This is a genomic window from Speluncibacter jeojiensis, from assembly GCF_029589495.1.
Classification (GTDB): Bacteria; Actinomycetota; Actinomycetes; order Mycobacteriales; family Mycobacteriaceae; genus Speluncibacter; species Speluncibacter jeojiensis.
In genome coordinates this window covers 527549-541776 of the sequence record NZ_JAAIVF010000001.1, presented here as the reverse complement: position 1 = coordinate 541776, position 14228 = coordinate 527549, and the positions used below count along the sequence as shown (strand labels likewise).

Here is a 14228-nt window from a genome sequence, read left to right as displayed (position 1 = left end):
AGGGGCGTCAAATAGCGGACGCCCGTACAGGAGGACAAGCACATGCTGATTTCTCAGCGTCCGACCCTGACCGAAGAGGTCATCGCGGACAACCGCTCGAAGTTCGTCATCGAGCCGCTCGAGCCTGGCTTCGGGTACACCCTCGGCAACTCGCTTCGCCGCACACTGCTGTCGTCGATTCCCGGCGCGGCGGTGACCAGCATCCGCATCGACGGCGTGCTGCACGAGTTCACCACCGTCCCCGGGGTGAAGGAAGACGTCACCGACATCATCCTGAACCTCAAGGGCCTCGTGGTCAGCTCGGAAGAGGACGAGCCGGTCACCATGTACGTGCGCAAGCAGGGCCCGGGGGCCGTCACCGGTGGTGACATCGTGCCGCCGGCCGGTGTGAGCGTGCACAACCCGGATCTGCACATCGCGACCCTGAACGACAAGGGCAAGCTGGAGATCGAGCTCGTCGTAGAGCGCGGTCGCGGCTATGTCCCCGCCGTGCAGAACAAGGCCACCGGTGCCGAGATCGGCCGTATCCCGGTCGACTCGATCTACTCGCCGGTGCTCAAGGTGACGTACAAGGTGGAGGCCACCCGCGTCGAGCAGCGCACGGACTTCGACCGTCTGATCCTCGACGTGGAGACCAAGAACTCCATCAGCGCACGGGACGCGCTCGCCTCGGCGGGCAAGACCCTGGTTGAGCTCTTCGGCCTGGCCCAGGAGCTGAACGTCGAAGCAGAAGGCATCGAGATCGGACCCTCGCCCGCCGAGGCCGACCACATCGCCGCCTTCGGACTGCCGATCGAGGACCTGGACCTGACGGTCCGGTCGTACAACTGCCTCAAGCGCGAGGGAGTGCACACGGTCGGGGAGCTCGTCGCCCGCACCGAGTCCGATCTGCTCGACATCCGCAACTTCGGCCAGAAGTCCATCGACGAGGTCAAGGTCAAGCTGAACACGCTCGGCCTGGCGCTCAAGGACAGCCCGCCCGGGTTCGACCCCTCCACCGTCGCCGGTTATGACGCCGCGACGGGCACGTGGAGCGACGAGTCCGACTCCTCGGACGGCGGCGACGCCGACCAGGACTACGCGGAAACCGAACAGCTGTAATCCGCACGGGGCCCGACCCCGTGGACCCAGAACCTGGAGAAGACAATGCCCAAGCCCACCAAGGGTGCTCGCCTCGGCGGGTCGGCCTCGCACCAGAAGGCGATTCTGGCCAACCTGGCCACCTCGCTCTTCGAGCACGGCCGGATCACGACGACGGAGGCCAAGGCCAAGCGCCTGCGTCCGTACGCCGAGAAGCTGGTGACGCACGCCAAGGCCGGAACCCTCGCGCACCGTCGTGAGGTCATGAAGGTCATCCGCGACAAGGATGTCGTGCACACCCTGTTCGCCGAGATCGGTCCGCACTTCGCGGAGCGCAACGGCGGCTACACCCGCATCATCAAGACCGTCCCCCGCAAGGGTGACAACGCTCCGATGGCGATCATCGAGCTGGTGCGGGAGCAGACCGTGACCTCCGAGGCCGACCGCGCCCGTCGCGTCGCCGCCTCGCAGTCGGCGGAGAACCCGGTCGCGGCCGTCGAGGCCGAGGCCACCGAGGCCGAGGTCGAGAACGCGGACGACGTCGTCGACGCAGTCGAGGACACGAACGCCACCGCGGCCGACGCCGAGGAAGCCAAGAAGGACTAGTCCTCCTTGGCAGCCGAGCAGTTCCAGTCGAGCGAGCCCGTCGTCCGTGAGGACGGCGGGCTCGCTCGCTTGCGTCTGGACATCGCCTACGACGGCACCGACTTCTCCGGCTGGGCCAAACAGCCCGGCCGCCGCACGGTCTGCGGGGTGCTCGAGGAGGCCCTGAGCACGATCCTGCGTGTTCCCGCCCATCTGACCGTTGCCGGCCGGACCGATGCCGGCGTGCACGCCTCCGGTCAGGTCGCCCACCTGGACCTTCCCGTGGAGGCTGTGCCCACCGAGCCCGGCCGGCTGGTGCGCAGGCTGTCCCGCTTCCTGCCCACCGATGTGCGGATCAAGCACGTCACCACGGCGCATCCCGATTTCGACGCCCGTTTCTCCGCGATCCGGCGGCACTACGCCTACCGGATCGCGACCGCGCCGTACGGCGCCGACCCGGTCCGCGCCCGCGACACCGTCGCCTGGCCGCAGCGGCTCGACGTCGATGCCATGCGCGCCGCGTCGGCGAGCCTGCTGGGCCTGCACGACTTCGCCGCCTTCTGTCGCCGTCGTGACGGTGCGACGACCGTCCGCGAACTGCAACGCTTCGATTGGGAGCGGACCGAGACCGACACGCTGACCGCACATGTGAGTGCGGATGCCTTTTGCTGGTCGATGGTGCGCAGCCTGGTCGGCGCCATGCTGGCGGTCGGCGAGGGACGGCGCACGCCCGAGTGGGCGAGCCGACTGCTGGACGAGCGGGTCCGCTCCAGCGCGGTCACCGTCGCACCCGCGCACGGGCTGAGCCTGGCCGGCGTCGACTATCCGGCCGACGAGGATCTGGCCGCGCGGAACCGGCGGACGATGGACGTGCGGGCGGCGATCGAGCCGGGAAGCGACGGCTGTTGCTAGGGGAGCCGCACGGGGGCACCGGCGGCGAGGACAGTGGCGAGGGGGACGGCATGACGACAGTCGTCGTCGACCTGACGGTCGCCGCGATCGGCGCGCGGTGCGACGCGCGCACCTACCGGGGCCCGGCCGCCGTCTACGTCGACACCTGGGATCCGGTTCCCGGCGGCATCCGATACGGCGACGACGCGGTCGCGGCGGCGGGGCGTCGGCCGCGTCGTGTCGAGCCCTACCCCCTGGCCTGGATCGACGACGCCGCGCTGGTGCTCGCGGGCCGACTGGTCGCCGTGGACGACCTGGTGACCGGGCTGCTCCGCGACGGAGTGGGCCGCGTGTGCCCGAGTGGCGCCGACCTGTTGGTGCTCACGGTGCCGTCGCACTGGGGGTCGCGCCGTCGGGCGCGGCTGCGTTCGTGCGCCGAGGGCGTGGCGCCACGCCTCGTGCTGGTGGAGACGGCGGTCGCGGTGTGGGCGGGGTCCGGCCCGGGTGGCGACCGTGCCGTCGTCCTGGAATCCGGACCGCTGGGATCTGCGACCACCCTGGTCGCGGGCGGGCGCGTACGCGGTTGCGCGCTCGACGCGGAGTTGCTGCCGCAGGACCTGGACCGGCCCGACGGTGCGGCGCGGGCGGCGGATCTGGTCGGCGCGGTCGTCGAGGGTGACTGGGCGGTCTCGGAGGTCCTGGTCGCCGGTACTGCGCCAGAGAGCCTGCAGTTCGAATGGGCGCTTCGCGAGCGCGGACTCACCGGGGTGGTGGATGTCGCCGCGCCGGACGCCGCGCTGCGCGGAGCCGAGCGGGTCGGACCCGACGTGGCGCAGGTCGAGGCGGGCGCGGAGGCGGCGGCGAATCGAGCCGGTGTCGTCGACCCGGCGGTGGAGCGGGCCCGGGTGGACGTCCGTCCCGGCCCACCGCCCGCGGAGGCCGACGCGGACGGCCCGCCGGCCCCTCGGCGGGCGTCGGGTCGCAAACTGGCGGCGCTCGCGGCCGCGCTCCTGGTGATCGCAGTGGCCGGGGCCTGGCTGATATGGCCTCGGTCGAACGACGCCGTCACGGCGGAACCTGCTGTCACGGAGGTGCCGACCGCGACCGCGCAGACGCCGATCCGCGGCTCCAGTGCGGTTCCGCTGCCGAGCACAGTCCAGGGATCGTCCGCCGCGCGTCCGTCGCCGTCGCCGTCGACGTCGACGCCGCAGGCGCGGACCGTGACGGACCATCGGGTGAGTCTGCAGGTCCCGAAGTCCTGGTGGGAGACCGATCGGGAGGCGGTCGGGCGGGGATCTCGCGTGCGGGTGGAGGGCCCCGACGGTTCCCGGCTGATGCTCGTCCAGAACCCGGTGGCCTACGGGGCGGGCCAGGACGAGGTCGCCGCCCAGTTGCGCCGCACCATCGCCGATCGCGGGCCGACGAGCTTCGACGGCTTCGATCCCTACGCGGAATACGCGGGGCGGGACGTCATCGCGTACCGCGAGCACACCGCGTCCGGTTCGACGGTGCACTGGCGTGTGCTCGTCCTCGACGGGCTGCAGATCAGTGTGGGTTGTGAGCCCTCCGAGATGCACCCGGACCGCGTCGCCGATGTCTGTGACCAGGCGATTCGCACGCTGCACGTCAATCCCGCCTGACCCGGCGCGGGCCGGGTGCCGGCCGCCCGGAAAAAATCTGGAACTCGTGGGAACCGAACCGGTGTGGACCCGCGTCCAAGTAGTTGTCGGGAAGGAACGGGGAACCTTCCCGCGGGGGACGGAGAGGCGCGGGCCCCGCGATGTGGGCAGTGCAGCGTCGGGGACCGCATTGCCCGGTGAGGGGACACCGTGGGCCGCGCCTTTCCGCAGGGGCCGCGCGGGCATCGGAGGGGAGGGCTCCGGTGCCCGCGCATTCTCTGTTTCCGAGGCGGGCACTGTTTCGGAGTGATCCGATCCCGGGGCGCCGGGCCGGCCGGGGCCAGGGTGGTCGGCGATCGGTGGACGGACCGCCCGACGGGCATCCGCCCAGGTGGTGCCGCCCTCGGCGAGACGCGTCGTTTTGACTGGCGGCCACGCCACCCGGTACCGTTGAGCGCTGGTGTGCGGAACACCGGTCGGTCTGCGCCGGTCGATGTGAGCAGGGTCCCGGGTCTCCACTGGCCGCCGGGGATGGCCCTTCCGTCGCGCCGGGCCGGCAGTTGGACGAACAGACGAGGAAGAACTGTGCCTACGTACAGCCCCAAGGCGGGTGACGTCACCCACAGCTGGTACGTCATCGACGCCACCGATGTGGTGCTCGGCCGCCTCGCCGTGCAGGCAGCGAACCTGCTGCGCGGCAAGCACAAGCCCACCTATGCCCCCAACGTGGACGGCGGCGACTTCGTCGTCATCGTCAACGCCGAGAAGGTTGCGATCAGCGGCAACAAGCGCGATGGCAAGCTCCTGTACTCGCACTCCGGACACCCGGGCGGCCTCAAGTCCCGCACCGTCGGTGAGGAGCTGGAGAAGAACCCCGCGCGTCTGGTCGAGAAGGCCGTGACCGGGATGATCCCGCACAACAAGCTCGGGCGCGCCATCAGCGGCAAGCTGAAGGTCTACGCCGGCCCCAACCACCCCCACGCCGCGCAGCAGCCGGTTCCGTTCGAGATCAAGCAGGTGGCCCAGTGACGGAGCAGAACGTGACCAACGCCGACGACAACGTCGAGGTCGTCGAGGAGACCTTCGAGGTCGTCGAGGAGTACACCCCCGCCGCGGCCCCCTCCGCCCCGATCGTGGTCGACCGTCCGATCCAGACCGTCGGTCGCCGCAAGGAGGCCGTCGTGCGCGTGCGCCTGACCTCCGGCACCGGCCAGTTCACGCTGAACGGGCGCACCCTCGAGGACTACTTCCCGAACAAGGTGCACCAGCAGCTGATCAAGGCTCCGCTGGTGACCGTCGAGCGCACCGAGTCCTTCGACATCCATGCGCGTCTCGTCGGCGGCGGCCCCTCGGGCCAGGCCGGCGCGCTGCGTCTGGGCATCGCGCGGGCGCTGATCGAGGTCAGCCCCGAGGACCGTCCGGCCCTCAAGCGTGCGGGCTTCCTGACCCGCGATGCGCGCGCGGTCGAGCGCAAGAAGTACGGTCTGAAGAAGGCCCGCAAGGCATCTCAGTACTCCAAGCGCTGATGTGCCGCCGCCGGTCCCGCCCTGGGCGCGGACCGCGGCACCGTGTTCACCCGTGAGCGGGCGTCCAGCACCACCGGACGCCCGCTCCGGCGTTTTCCGGATCCGACCCCTGGCGACCGATGTTCGCCACGACCGACGAAAGGCCACGCTTCATGGCACGACTGTTCGGCACCGATGGTGTTCGCGGCGAAGCGAATTCGGTGCTCACCGCGGAACTGGCACTGGTGATCGCGGAGGCGGCGGCGACCGTCCTCGCCGGACCGGTCGCCGCGAGGGAGTCGAAGCCGGTCGCGGTCGTCGGCCGTGACCCCCGGGCCAGCGGCGAGATGCTCGAGGCCGCGGTGACCGCCGGGCTGACCGCCTGCGGGGTCGACGTGCTGCGGTTGGGTGTGCTGCCGACGCCCGCCGTCGCCCATCTCACCGGCGTCTACGATGCGGCGCTGGGCGTGATGATCTCGGCCTCGCACAATGCCATGCCGGACAACGGGATCAAGATCTTCGGCCCCGGCGGACACAAGCTCGACGACGGCGTCGAGGACCAGATCGAGGCCTTGCTGGGTCGCGAGGTCGCCGAGGCGCGCCGCGCCGAGCGTCCGGTCGGGGCTGGCATCGGCCGGGTCCGGGACGCCGACGACGCACTGGAGCGGTACCTGGCACACCTGTCCGGCGTCACGGATCAGCGGCTGGACGGGTTGACCGTCGTCGTCGACTGCGCCCACGGTGCTGCGCACCTGGCGGCCCCGCGGGCCTACCGCGCGGCCGGTGCGACGGTGATCGCGATCCACGACCGGCCCGACGGACTGAACATCAACCTCGAATGCGGGTCGACTCACCTGGAGAGCCTGCGCGCGGCGGTCGTCGAGCACGGTGCGGACCTGGGACTCGCGCACGACGGCGACGCCGACCGCTGCCTGGCCATCGACGCGGACGGCCGGGTCGTCGACGGTGACGCGATCATGACGGTGCTGGCGCTGGGCATGCGGGACTCGGGCGAACTGGCGGAGAACACGCTGGTCGCCACGGTCATGAGCAACCTGGGGCTGCACATCGCGATGCGCGAGGCGGGGATCGCGGTGCGCACCACCGCGGTCGGCGACCGCTACGTCCTCGAGGAACTGCGCTCCGGGGCCTTCAGCCTGGGCGGTGAGCAGTCCGGACACGTCGTGCTGCCCAGCTACGGCACCACCGGCGACGGCACGCTGACCGGGCTGCGGCTGATGGCGCGGATGGCCCAGACCGGGCAGTCGCTCGCGGACCTCGCCGGGGCGATGCGCACCCTGCCGCAGGTGCTCGTCAACGTGCCGGTCCGCGACAAGGCGGAGGTCGCGCGGTCGCAGCGTGTGCTCGACGCGGTCGCCGCGGCCGAGTCCGAACTGGGCGAGAGCGGACGGGTCCTGTTGCGGCCGTCCGGAACCGAGCAGCTCATCCGGGTGATGGTCGAGGCGGCCGAGCCCGAACTGGCACAGCGGCTGGCGAGTGAACTGGCCGGGTTGGTCGAGTCCGTCTAGCGTCCGGTGCGTTAGGCTGCGCGGGCCGGGTCCAGGGGGAGTTTCCGGCGACGATCTCCGGCGCACGACGTGGCCGGCGCAGTTCAGGGGGATGCCGCATGCGGATCGATCCACAGCTCATGGCCGAGGTGCGCGGCCGACTGTCCGCGTCCGCCGATGCCCTCGTGCACGGCGGCGCGGCGCTGTCCGCGCCGAGTTTCGGCGGTCCGCAGGCGGGCCGTGACCACCGGGCACAGGGCGAGGCGGTCCGGGCCGGACTCTGCCGCCTGGCGGACAGCCTCGACTCCTGGGCAGAGGCCACCCGGGCAGCTGCCGATGCCCTGGCCCGCACCTGCGCCGCGTTCGAGGCGGCCGAGGACACCAACCGTGTGAACCTGGCGGGCCGGTGATGTCCGCACCGCAGTGGTGGGATCCACGCACTCTGCTCGACGACCCGGACGTTGCCTCCCCGGTCAGGTCACAGCTGGCCACGGCGGCGGTGCTCGGGGCTGACCCGGGCGAGCGTGACGACTGGCGCGAGGCGGCCGAGCGGGCCGGGGTGCCGATCGGTTCGACGGGCCTGGGAGGGGTCGACCCGGCCCAGGAGTACCACGAAGCGCTGGCCGCGGCACGATCCGCCGCCGAGTCGGCGCAGGCCCGCGCCGCCTTGGCGCACGCGTCCGGGATGACGGTCGACGCGATGCTCGACGCCGGAGCCGTCGGACTGCGCTTCTTCGAGCAGTTCCTGCCGCTCGCGGCGGCCCTGGCGCCGATCGGTGTCGGTTATCCGGACGTGCGCCGACGATTCGACGAACAACGCGGATTGGACGTCGCCGCACTCGGATCGGATGCCGAGCGGGTCCGGGCTCAGGCGCGGGCTGCCGCGGAGCAACTGGATGTGCAACGGGCACAGTCGGCCCGACTGCTCGAGGAGCAATGGGGTGTGGCGGTCGATGCGGCCGGGGCCCTGCTGCGCGACCACCTCGACCGGGCCGCATGCGACCTGGCCCACCTGCGGCGATGCGCGGATGCCCTGGACGCCGCCGCCCACACGCTGTGGAGTGTGGTCCGGGACAAGGCGGAGATGACGGCAGGCCTCGGCAGCGGCGAGATCGGCGGCCGCACCGTCGCCCAGATCACGCTCATGGTCGAGTCGGTCTGCGGCGTAGGCGCACCCGATCACGCCGCGGCCGCTGCGGTGACGGGCTGGCAACCGGCGGTCCCGGGGGTGTCCGCCGCGGCACCGGTGGCCGCGGTGCGCGCGGCCTGCGAACGGTGGCTGCGCGAGGTGTTCGTGCCGTCGGTGCAGTCGCGCTGCCGCGCCTTCACGGCCTTGTGCGACCAGGCCGACGCCGCGGTCAGCGAGACCTTCCGCGTGCTGACCGCCCTGCTCGACGAGACCGACATCGGCCCCTATCCGCGGCCGGGCAGTGACGAGGGCACCCACGGAGGGGACGTTGCGGGACCGCCCACGATGAGGGCACCTTCTCCGCTGGAGACGGCGACGGTGGCCGGTGCGGGCGCGTCCGGATATCCGGTCCGTGAACCCGGCCCACCGGCGGCGCCCGCAGCCGAAGCACCTGCCGCGGCACGCGCCGTCGCGGAGCCCACACAGGGCGCGCTCGGCCAGTTCGGACAGTCGCAGCAGGTCCTCGCCGACTGGCGGGCGGCGGCGCCGAACGCGCTCCCCGGATCGGTTTCGGCCGGAGTGGCGGGTGTCCCGGGCCTGTCGGCGCTGGTCGGGGACTTCGGTGGCCAGGTCGTGCGGGTCGTCACCGAGGTCGGGGAGGCGCTGCACGAGGTGGGGGACGCGCTGCACGGGGCGTTCCCCGAACCGGCACCGCCGGCGCCGCCGGCGGTGCCGGTGGTGATGGGGGATTTCACGGTGGCACTCGAGTTGTCGCCTGCGGCGATGTCGTTGGAGGTGACCGGTCCGGACGGGCAACCGCACGGCTACGCGGTGACGATCGGGCCCGACGGGGTCCCGCAGCTGACCGAGATGGAGCCCGGCGAACCCGACCGACCTTCGGGCGGCTCCCACGATCCGGCGCCTACGACGTCGGATCCGGTCGCCGGTGCCGAGACGGCCGGCGGCACCGAGGCGGCGGGCGGTACGGAGACGACCGCTGACACAGAGGTGACCGGCGATACCGTGACGCCTCCGCCGGACGAGTCGGCAGTGATCACCCCGGACACGGCCGCGCCGCAGACGGATCCGAGCGCGTCACCGACGGCGTCCTCCGACGCACCGCCAGACGGGGGAGCGCCGCACGAGGGCCCGCTCGACATGGTGGACCGGCCGGCAGCCGACCCGGCCGACGAGCCCCTGCCAGTCGGACAGCCCACGCCTGTGAATCTCGAACCGGAAGAGCCCGCGGCGCCGACGCCGGTCACGGCCCCGTCGGTACCCGACGACACCGGCGCCCGGCTCGCCGAGTCCTGGGAGTGAACGTGATGGACCCCGACGCCGTGCACGCCGACTTCGACCGCATCCGCCGCGACCACCGCGCGGCCGTCGACCGACTGCTGGGGCAGCTCGCCGAGGAGGACCGGGCGCGTGAGATGGCCGGCGACCCCGACCCCGGCGTGCCGGACGTGGATCGTTTCGTGCCGGAGCCCTGCTCGGACGACGAACCGCTCCGGGGGCGTCGTTGGTTGCGCAACAGCTGGTGAGGAGGGCCGGGCCGTGCGTCAGCGGCCGAGCAACTCTGCGAGCTGATCTCCTGGCTCGATCGTGGCGGTGTCCAGATCGACGGGGTGGGTCTTCGGAAGCACGACGTCCGGATCGGCGAACGGGGCGTAGTCCTTGTCGTCGGTCAGGTGGTACAGCAGGAACCCGGTCAGCAGCACCCGCGCCAGGCGCTGTGTACCGCGGTCGGTGCCGGGTAGCCCGACGTATTTCAGCGCGCGCCGGCCCTCGACCAGACCGCCCTCGTCGGACTTGGCGAGCGTGCGCAGCAGGGCAGGCTTGCCGTCGACCGCGCCGCCCCACGCCGAGGCCAATGCCACCGCGTCGGAGTCGAGCGCGGTCAGCGACGACGGCGACGCGAGGATCAGCGCCGGCGTCGACAGTGACGCGGCGACCGTCGAGGCGCGGGGAGTGGTCGGGGCCGGGAACATGGGGACGACTGCGGAGACGGGGCGGCGGGCGGCGGTGAGGACCGCGGCCCCCGCACCCATCCCGTGGCCGGCGAGCGCGAGCCGGTCCGGGTGCACGCTGATCTCGCCGGGACCGAGCCGGACACCGGTGCAGATGTCGAGGGTGGTGGACAGATCGGAGGCCAACGCCAGGTGTGACGGGACCGGCCCGCACTGCGTGGCCGGGGCCGCAGCGACGATGCCCCACGATGCCAGGTGCGCGAGGGTCTGCAGGTAGCCGACGGGCCGGGTCATCCAGCCGTGGCCGAACGCGACCGCCGGCAGGCCCAGACCCTCCTGCGGGGTGCACACGATGCCGGGTAGACCCGCGAACGCCAGGTCGCCGCGCAGCACCCTGTGTGGACCGCGTCGGGACAACCGGCTGACCAGAGTGCTGAGTTTGGGCGCCACGGGTTGACCGTATCGGATCGGCGTCACCGAGATGAGGAGTGGGCCGATCCAACCAGTACCCTGATGAACCATGTGCGGAATCGTGGGGTACGTGGGCCATCGGCCGGCGCTCGATGTCGTTGTCGAGGCGCTGCGCCGGATGGAATACCGCGGCTACGACTCGGCCGGCGTCGCGGTTCTCGACGGTCGCGGCGGGCTGGCGGTCGAACGCAAGGCGGGCCGCCTGGCGAACCTGGAGGCCGAGCTCGACGACGCCGGCCGGGACCACTTCGCGGGCTCCACCGGGATCGGGCACACCCGTTGGGCAACCCACGGGCGCCCGACCGACCGCAACGCACACCCGCACCGCGACGCCACCGGCAAGATCGCCGTGGTGCACAACGGCATCATCGAGAACTTCGCGCCGCTGCGGCACGAGCTCGAGGCCGAGCACGTCGACCTGCGCAGCGACACCGACAGCGAGGTCGCGGTGCACCTGGTGGCCCGCGCCTACGCGGACGGCCCGACCGCCGGCGACTTCGTCGGCAGTGCGCTGGCGGTGCTGCGCCGGCTCGAGGGCGCGTTCACGTTGGTGTTCACCCACGCCGACCACCCGGGCACGATCGTCGCCGCGCGTCGGTCGACGCCGCTGGTCGTCGGTGTCGGCGAGGGCGAGATGTTCGTCGGATCGGACGTGGCCGCGTTCATCGAGCACACCCGCGAGGCGGTCGAACTCGGCCAGGACCAGGTCGTGGTCATCACCGCCGACGGCTACACGGTCACCAACTTCGACGGCAACGATGACGTCCCCACCCGTCCCTTCACCATCGACTGGGACCTCGAGGCCGCCGAGAAGGGCGGCCACGACTACTTCATGCTCAAGGAGATCGAAGAGCAGCCGCAGGCAGTCGCCGACACGCTGCTCGGACACTTCGCGAACGGCCGCATCGTGCTGGACGAGCAGCGCCTGTCGGATCAGGAACTGCGCGACGTCGACAAGGTCTTCGTGGTGGCGTGCGGCACCGCGTACCACTCGGGGCTGGTCGCCAAGTACGCCATCGAGCACTGGACCCGGTTGCCCGTCGAGGTGGAGCTGGCCAGCGAATTCCGCTACCGCGACCCGGTGCTGGACCGCTCCACGCTGGTCGTCGCGATCTCGCAGTCCGGCGAGACCGCAGACACGCTCGAGGCGGTCCGGCACGCCAAGGACCAGAAGGCTCGTGTGCTGGCGGTGTGCAACACCAACGGTGCGCAGATCCCGCGCGAGGCGGACGCGGTCCTCTACACGCGGGCCGGGCCGGAGATCGGCGTCGCCTCCACCAAGTGCTTCCTCGCCCAGGTGACCGCGAACTACCTGGTCGGGCTGGCGCTGGCGCAGGCGCGCGGCACCAAGTACCCGGACGAGGTGGCCCGCGAGTACCTCGAGCTGGAGGCGATGCCCCAGCTGGTCGCGCGGGTGCTCGAGACGGTCGAGCCGGTGCGGGCGCTGGCGCGGGAACTCGCCGCGTCCCCGGCGGTGCTGTTCCTCGGTCGCCACGTCGGCTACCCGGTGGCGCTCGAGGGCGCGCTCAAGCTCAAGGAGCTGGCCTACATGCACGCCGAGGGCTTCGCGGCGGGCGAGCTCAAGCACGGGCCGATCGCGCTGATCGAGGACGGGCTGCCGGTGATCGTGGTGATGCCGTCGCCGAAGGGGCGCGCGGTGCTGCACTCGAAGATGCTCAGCAACATCCGGGAGATCCAGGCGCGCGGCGCCCGGACCGTCGTGATCGCCGAGGAGGGCGACGAGGCGGTGCGCCCGTTCGCGAACCATCTCATCGAGATCCCGGCGTCGCCGACGCTCCTGCAGCCGTTGCTGGCGACGGTGCCGCTGCAGGTGTTCGCGGCGGAGGTCGCGCAGACCCGCGGATACGACGTCGACAAGCCGAGGAACCTGGCAAAGTCGGTCACGGTCGAATAGCCCCCGTGCGTGAGTTGCGGGCCGGGACCCCGCAACTCACGCACAGGCAGGGGAGGACGCATGCGCAGCTACCACGGTGTCGCGAAGGTGCGGGCCGCCGAGGCGCCGCTGCTGGCCGCGCTACCCGAGGGTGCGCTGATGCGGCGGGCCGCGTATGGACTGGCCCGAGTGTGTGCCGACGAGCTGCGCGCACGTACGGGTGGAGTCGCCGGACGGTCGGTGGCGCTGATCGTCGGCTCCGGCGACAACGGCGGCGACGCCCTGTGGGCCGGTGCGCTGCTCCGGCGGCGCGGCGTCGCGGTGACCGCGGTGCTGCTCGATCCCGCCCGCACCCATGCCGCAGGACTGCGCGCGCTGCGCGGTGCCGGCGGCCGGATCGGACCGCTGCCCGCGGACCCGGATCTGGTCGTCGACGCCATCGTGGGCATCGGCGGGCGCGGACCGCTGCGCCCGGCCGCGGCGCAGGTGGTCGCCCAGGTGCGGGCGCCGGTCGTCGCGGTCGACCTGCCCAGCGGGGTGGACCCCGACACGGGTGCGGTCGACGGGCCGGCAGTGCAGGCGGCGGTCACGGTGGCGTTCGGTGCCCGCAAACCGGTGCACATCCTCGCGGCGGCCCGGTGCGGCCGCGTCGAGTACGTGCCGATCGGGCTGGATCTGCCCGCGCCCGACCTGAGCGCACTCGATGACGCCGATGTCGGCGACCGGTGGCCGGTGCCCGGGGCGCGGGACGACAAGTACAGCCAGGGCGTCACCGGCGTCGTGGCAGGTTCGGCGACCTATCCGGGTGCGGCGGTGCTGTCCGTCGGCGGTGCGGTGGTCGCGACCGCCGGGATGGTGCGCTACGCCGGTACCGCCTGCGATCAGGTGCTGGCGCGCTGGCCCGAGGTGATCGCCACCGACGATCCTGCGGCGGCGGGGCGGGTGCAGGCCTGGGTGGTCGGCCCCGGCATGGGTACCGACGACGCCGCGCTCGGGACCCTGATGCGGGTGCTCGCGACCGAACTGCCGGTGCTGGTGGACGCCGACGGCCTGACGCTGCTTTCCGAACACCTCGACCTGATCGCCGACCGCCCTGCTCCGACGCTGCTGACCCCGCACGCCGGCGAATTCGCGCGGTTGGCGGGTGCCGGCCCCGGACCGGACCGGGTCGGCGCGGCGGCCGGGTTCGCGCGCGAGCACGCGGTGACCGTGCTGCTCAAGGGCCGGGCGACAGTGATCGCCGACCCGGACGGCGCGGTCCTGGTCAACGAGGCCGGCGGCTCGTGGGAGGCGACGGCCGGCTCCGGCGACGTTCTGGCGGGGATGGCGGGTTCGCTGCTCGCCGCCGGACTGGCGCCGGGCCGTGCGGCCGCGATGGCCGCGCACGTGCACTCGCGCGCGGCGGCCATGGCCGCGCACGCCGGAGGCTCGGGCGGCGGTGACGGGAAGGCGGCACCCACCTCGTCCTCGGAGTTGCTCGGCTGGGTGCGGCCGGCGATCCGCGACGTCCGGTCCGCGAGTGTTCGCCCGGGTGTGGCCGAACCGTGACCGCCGGGGTGACCCTCGTCATTCGTGC

At 72.3% G+C, this 14228-nt stretch carries 13 protein-coding genes; 12 read left to right on the top strand and 1 reads right to left on the bottom strand.

What is annotated here, in order from left to right:
- Nucleotides 1-42 precede the first annotated feature (42 nt).
- From G4X40_RS02415 to G4X40_RS02370, 10 genes are all read left to right on the top strand, one after another.
- Nucleotides 43-1101 carry a DNA-directed RNA polymerase subunit alpha gene (locus G4X40_RS02415; protein ID WP_277829925.1) on the top strand — a complete coding sequence of 353 codons (1059 nt, stop codon included), beginning with the start codon at nucleotides 43-45 and terminating at the stop codon, nucleotides 1099-1101.
- Between the two features lie 45 nt (nucleotides 1102-1146).
- Nucleotides 1147-1686, top strand: a complete 540-nt coding sequence (rplQ, locus tag G4X40_RS02410; protein ID WP_277829923.1) for a 50S ribosomal protein L17 — start codon at nucleotides 1147-1149, stop codon at nucleotides 1684-1686.
- A gap of 69 nt (nucleotides 1687-1755) precedes the next feature.
- Entirely contained in the window at nucleotides 1756-2577 is an 822-nt protein-coding gene (gene truA, locus G4X40_RS02405; RefSeq protein ID WP_277831226.1) for a tRNA pseudouridine(38-40) synthase TruA, read from the top strand.
- Nucleotides 2578-2627: 50 nt separating this feature from the next.
- Nucleotides 2628-4196 (top strand): type VII secretion-associated protein, encoded by a 1569-nt coding sequence (locus G4X40_RS02400; protein WP_277829922.1) that lies wholly within the window; start codon nucleotides 2628-2630, stop codon nucleotides 4194-4196.
- Between the two features lie 564 nt (nucleotides 4197-4760).
- Nucleotides 4761-5204 (top strand): 50S ribosomal protein L13, encoded by a 444-nt coding sequence (gene rplM / locus G4X40_RS02395; RefSeq protein ID WP_277829921.1) that lies wholly within the window; start codon nucleotides 4761-4763, stop codon nucleotides 5202-5204.
- On the top strand, nucleotides 5201-5701 hold the full coding sequence (gene rpsI / locus G4X40_RS02390) for a 30S ribosomal protein S9 (protein ID WP_277829919.1): 501 nt from the start codon (nucleotides 5201-5203) through the stop codon (nucleotides 5699-5701). Before rplM ends, rpsI begins: the two co-directional genes overlap by 4 nt.
- A 152-nt stretch (nucleotides 5702-5853) precedes the next feature.
- Complete coding sequence (gene glmM / locus G4X40_RS02385; protein WP_277829918.1) at nucleotides 5854-7209, top strand: phosphoglucosamine mutase; 1356 nt, start codon at nucleotides 5854-5856, stop codon at nucleotides 7207-7209.
- 98 nt (nucleotides 7210-7307) lie between these two features.
- The gene (locus G4X40_RS02380; protein ID WP_277829916.1) at nucleotides 7308-7598 is read left to right on the top strand and encodes a hypothetical protein; all 291 of its coding nucleotides are present in this window, start codon (nucleotides 7308-7310) and stop codon (nucleotides 7596-7598) included.
- A complete protein-coding gene (locus G4X40_RS02375; protein ID WP_277829915.1) occupies nucleotides 7598-9637 on the top strand; it encodes a hypothetical protein in 2040 nt (679 codons plus the stop codon). The genes G4X40_RS02380 and G4X40_RS02375 overlap by 1 nt, the downstream gene beginning before the upstream one ends.
- 2 nt (nucleotides 9638-9639) lie before the next feature.
- On the top strand, nucleotides 9640-9861 hold the full coding sequence (locus G4X40_RS02370; protein WP_277829913.1) for a hypothetical protein: 222 nt from the start codon (nucleotides 9640-9642) through the stop codon (nucleotides 9859-9861).
- Nucleotides 9862-9879: 18 nt separating this feature from the next.
- On the opposite strand, the gene G4X40_RS02365 is transcribed toward G4X40_RS02370, so the two are convergent.
- The gene (locus tag G4X40_RS02365; protein WP_277829912.1) at nucleotides 9880-10737 is read right to left on the bottom strand and encodes a hypothetical protein; all 858 of its coding nucleotides are present in this window, start codon (nucleotides 10735-10737) and stop codon (nucleotides 9880-9882) included.
- A gap of 70 nt (nucleotides 10738-10807) precedes the next feature.
- On the opposite strand from G4X40_RS02365, the gene glmS reads away from it, so the two are divergent.
- Nucleotides 10808-12673 (top strand): glutamine--fructose-6-phosphate transaminase (isomerizing), encoded by a 1866-nt coding sequence (gene glmS, locus G4X40_RS02360; RefSeq protein WP_277829911.1) that lies wholly within the window; start codon nucleotides 10808-10810, stop codon nucleotides 12671-12673.
- A 60-nt stretch (nucleotides 12674-12733) separates the two neighbouring features.
- Nucleotides 12734-14200, top strand: a complete 1467-nt coding sequence (locus G4X40_RS02355) for an NAD(P)H-hydrate epimerase (protein ID WP_277829910.1) — start codon at nucleotides 12734-12736, stop codon at nucleotides 14198-14200.
- Nucleotides 14201-14228: the final 28 nt, after the last annotated feature.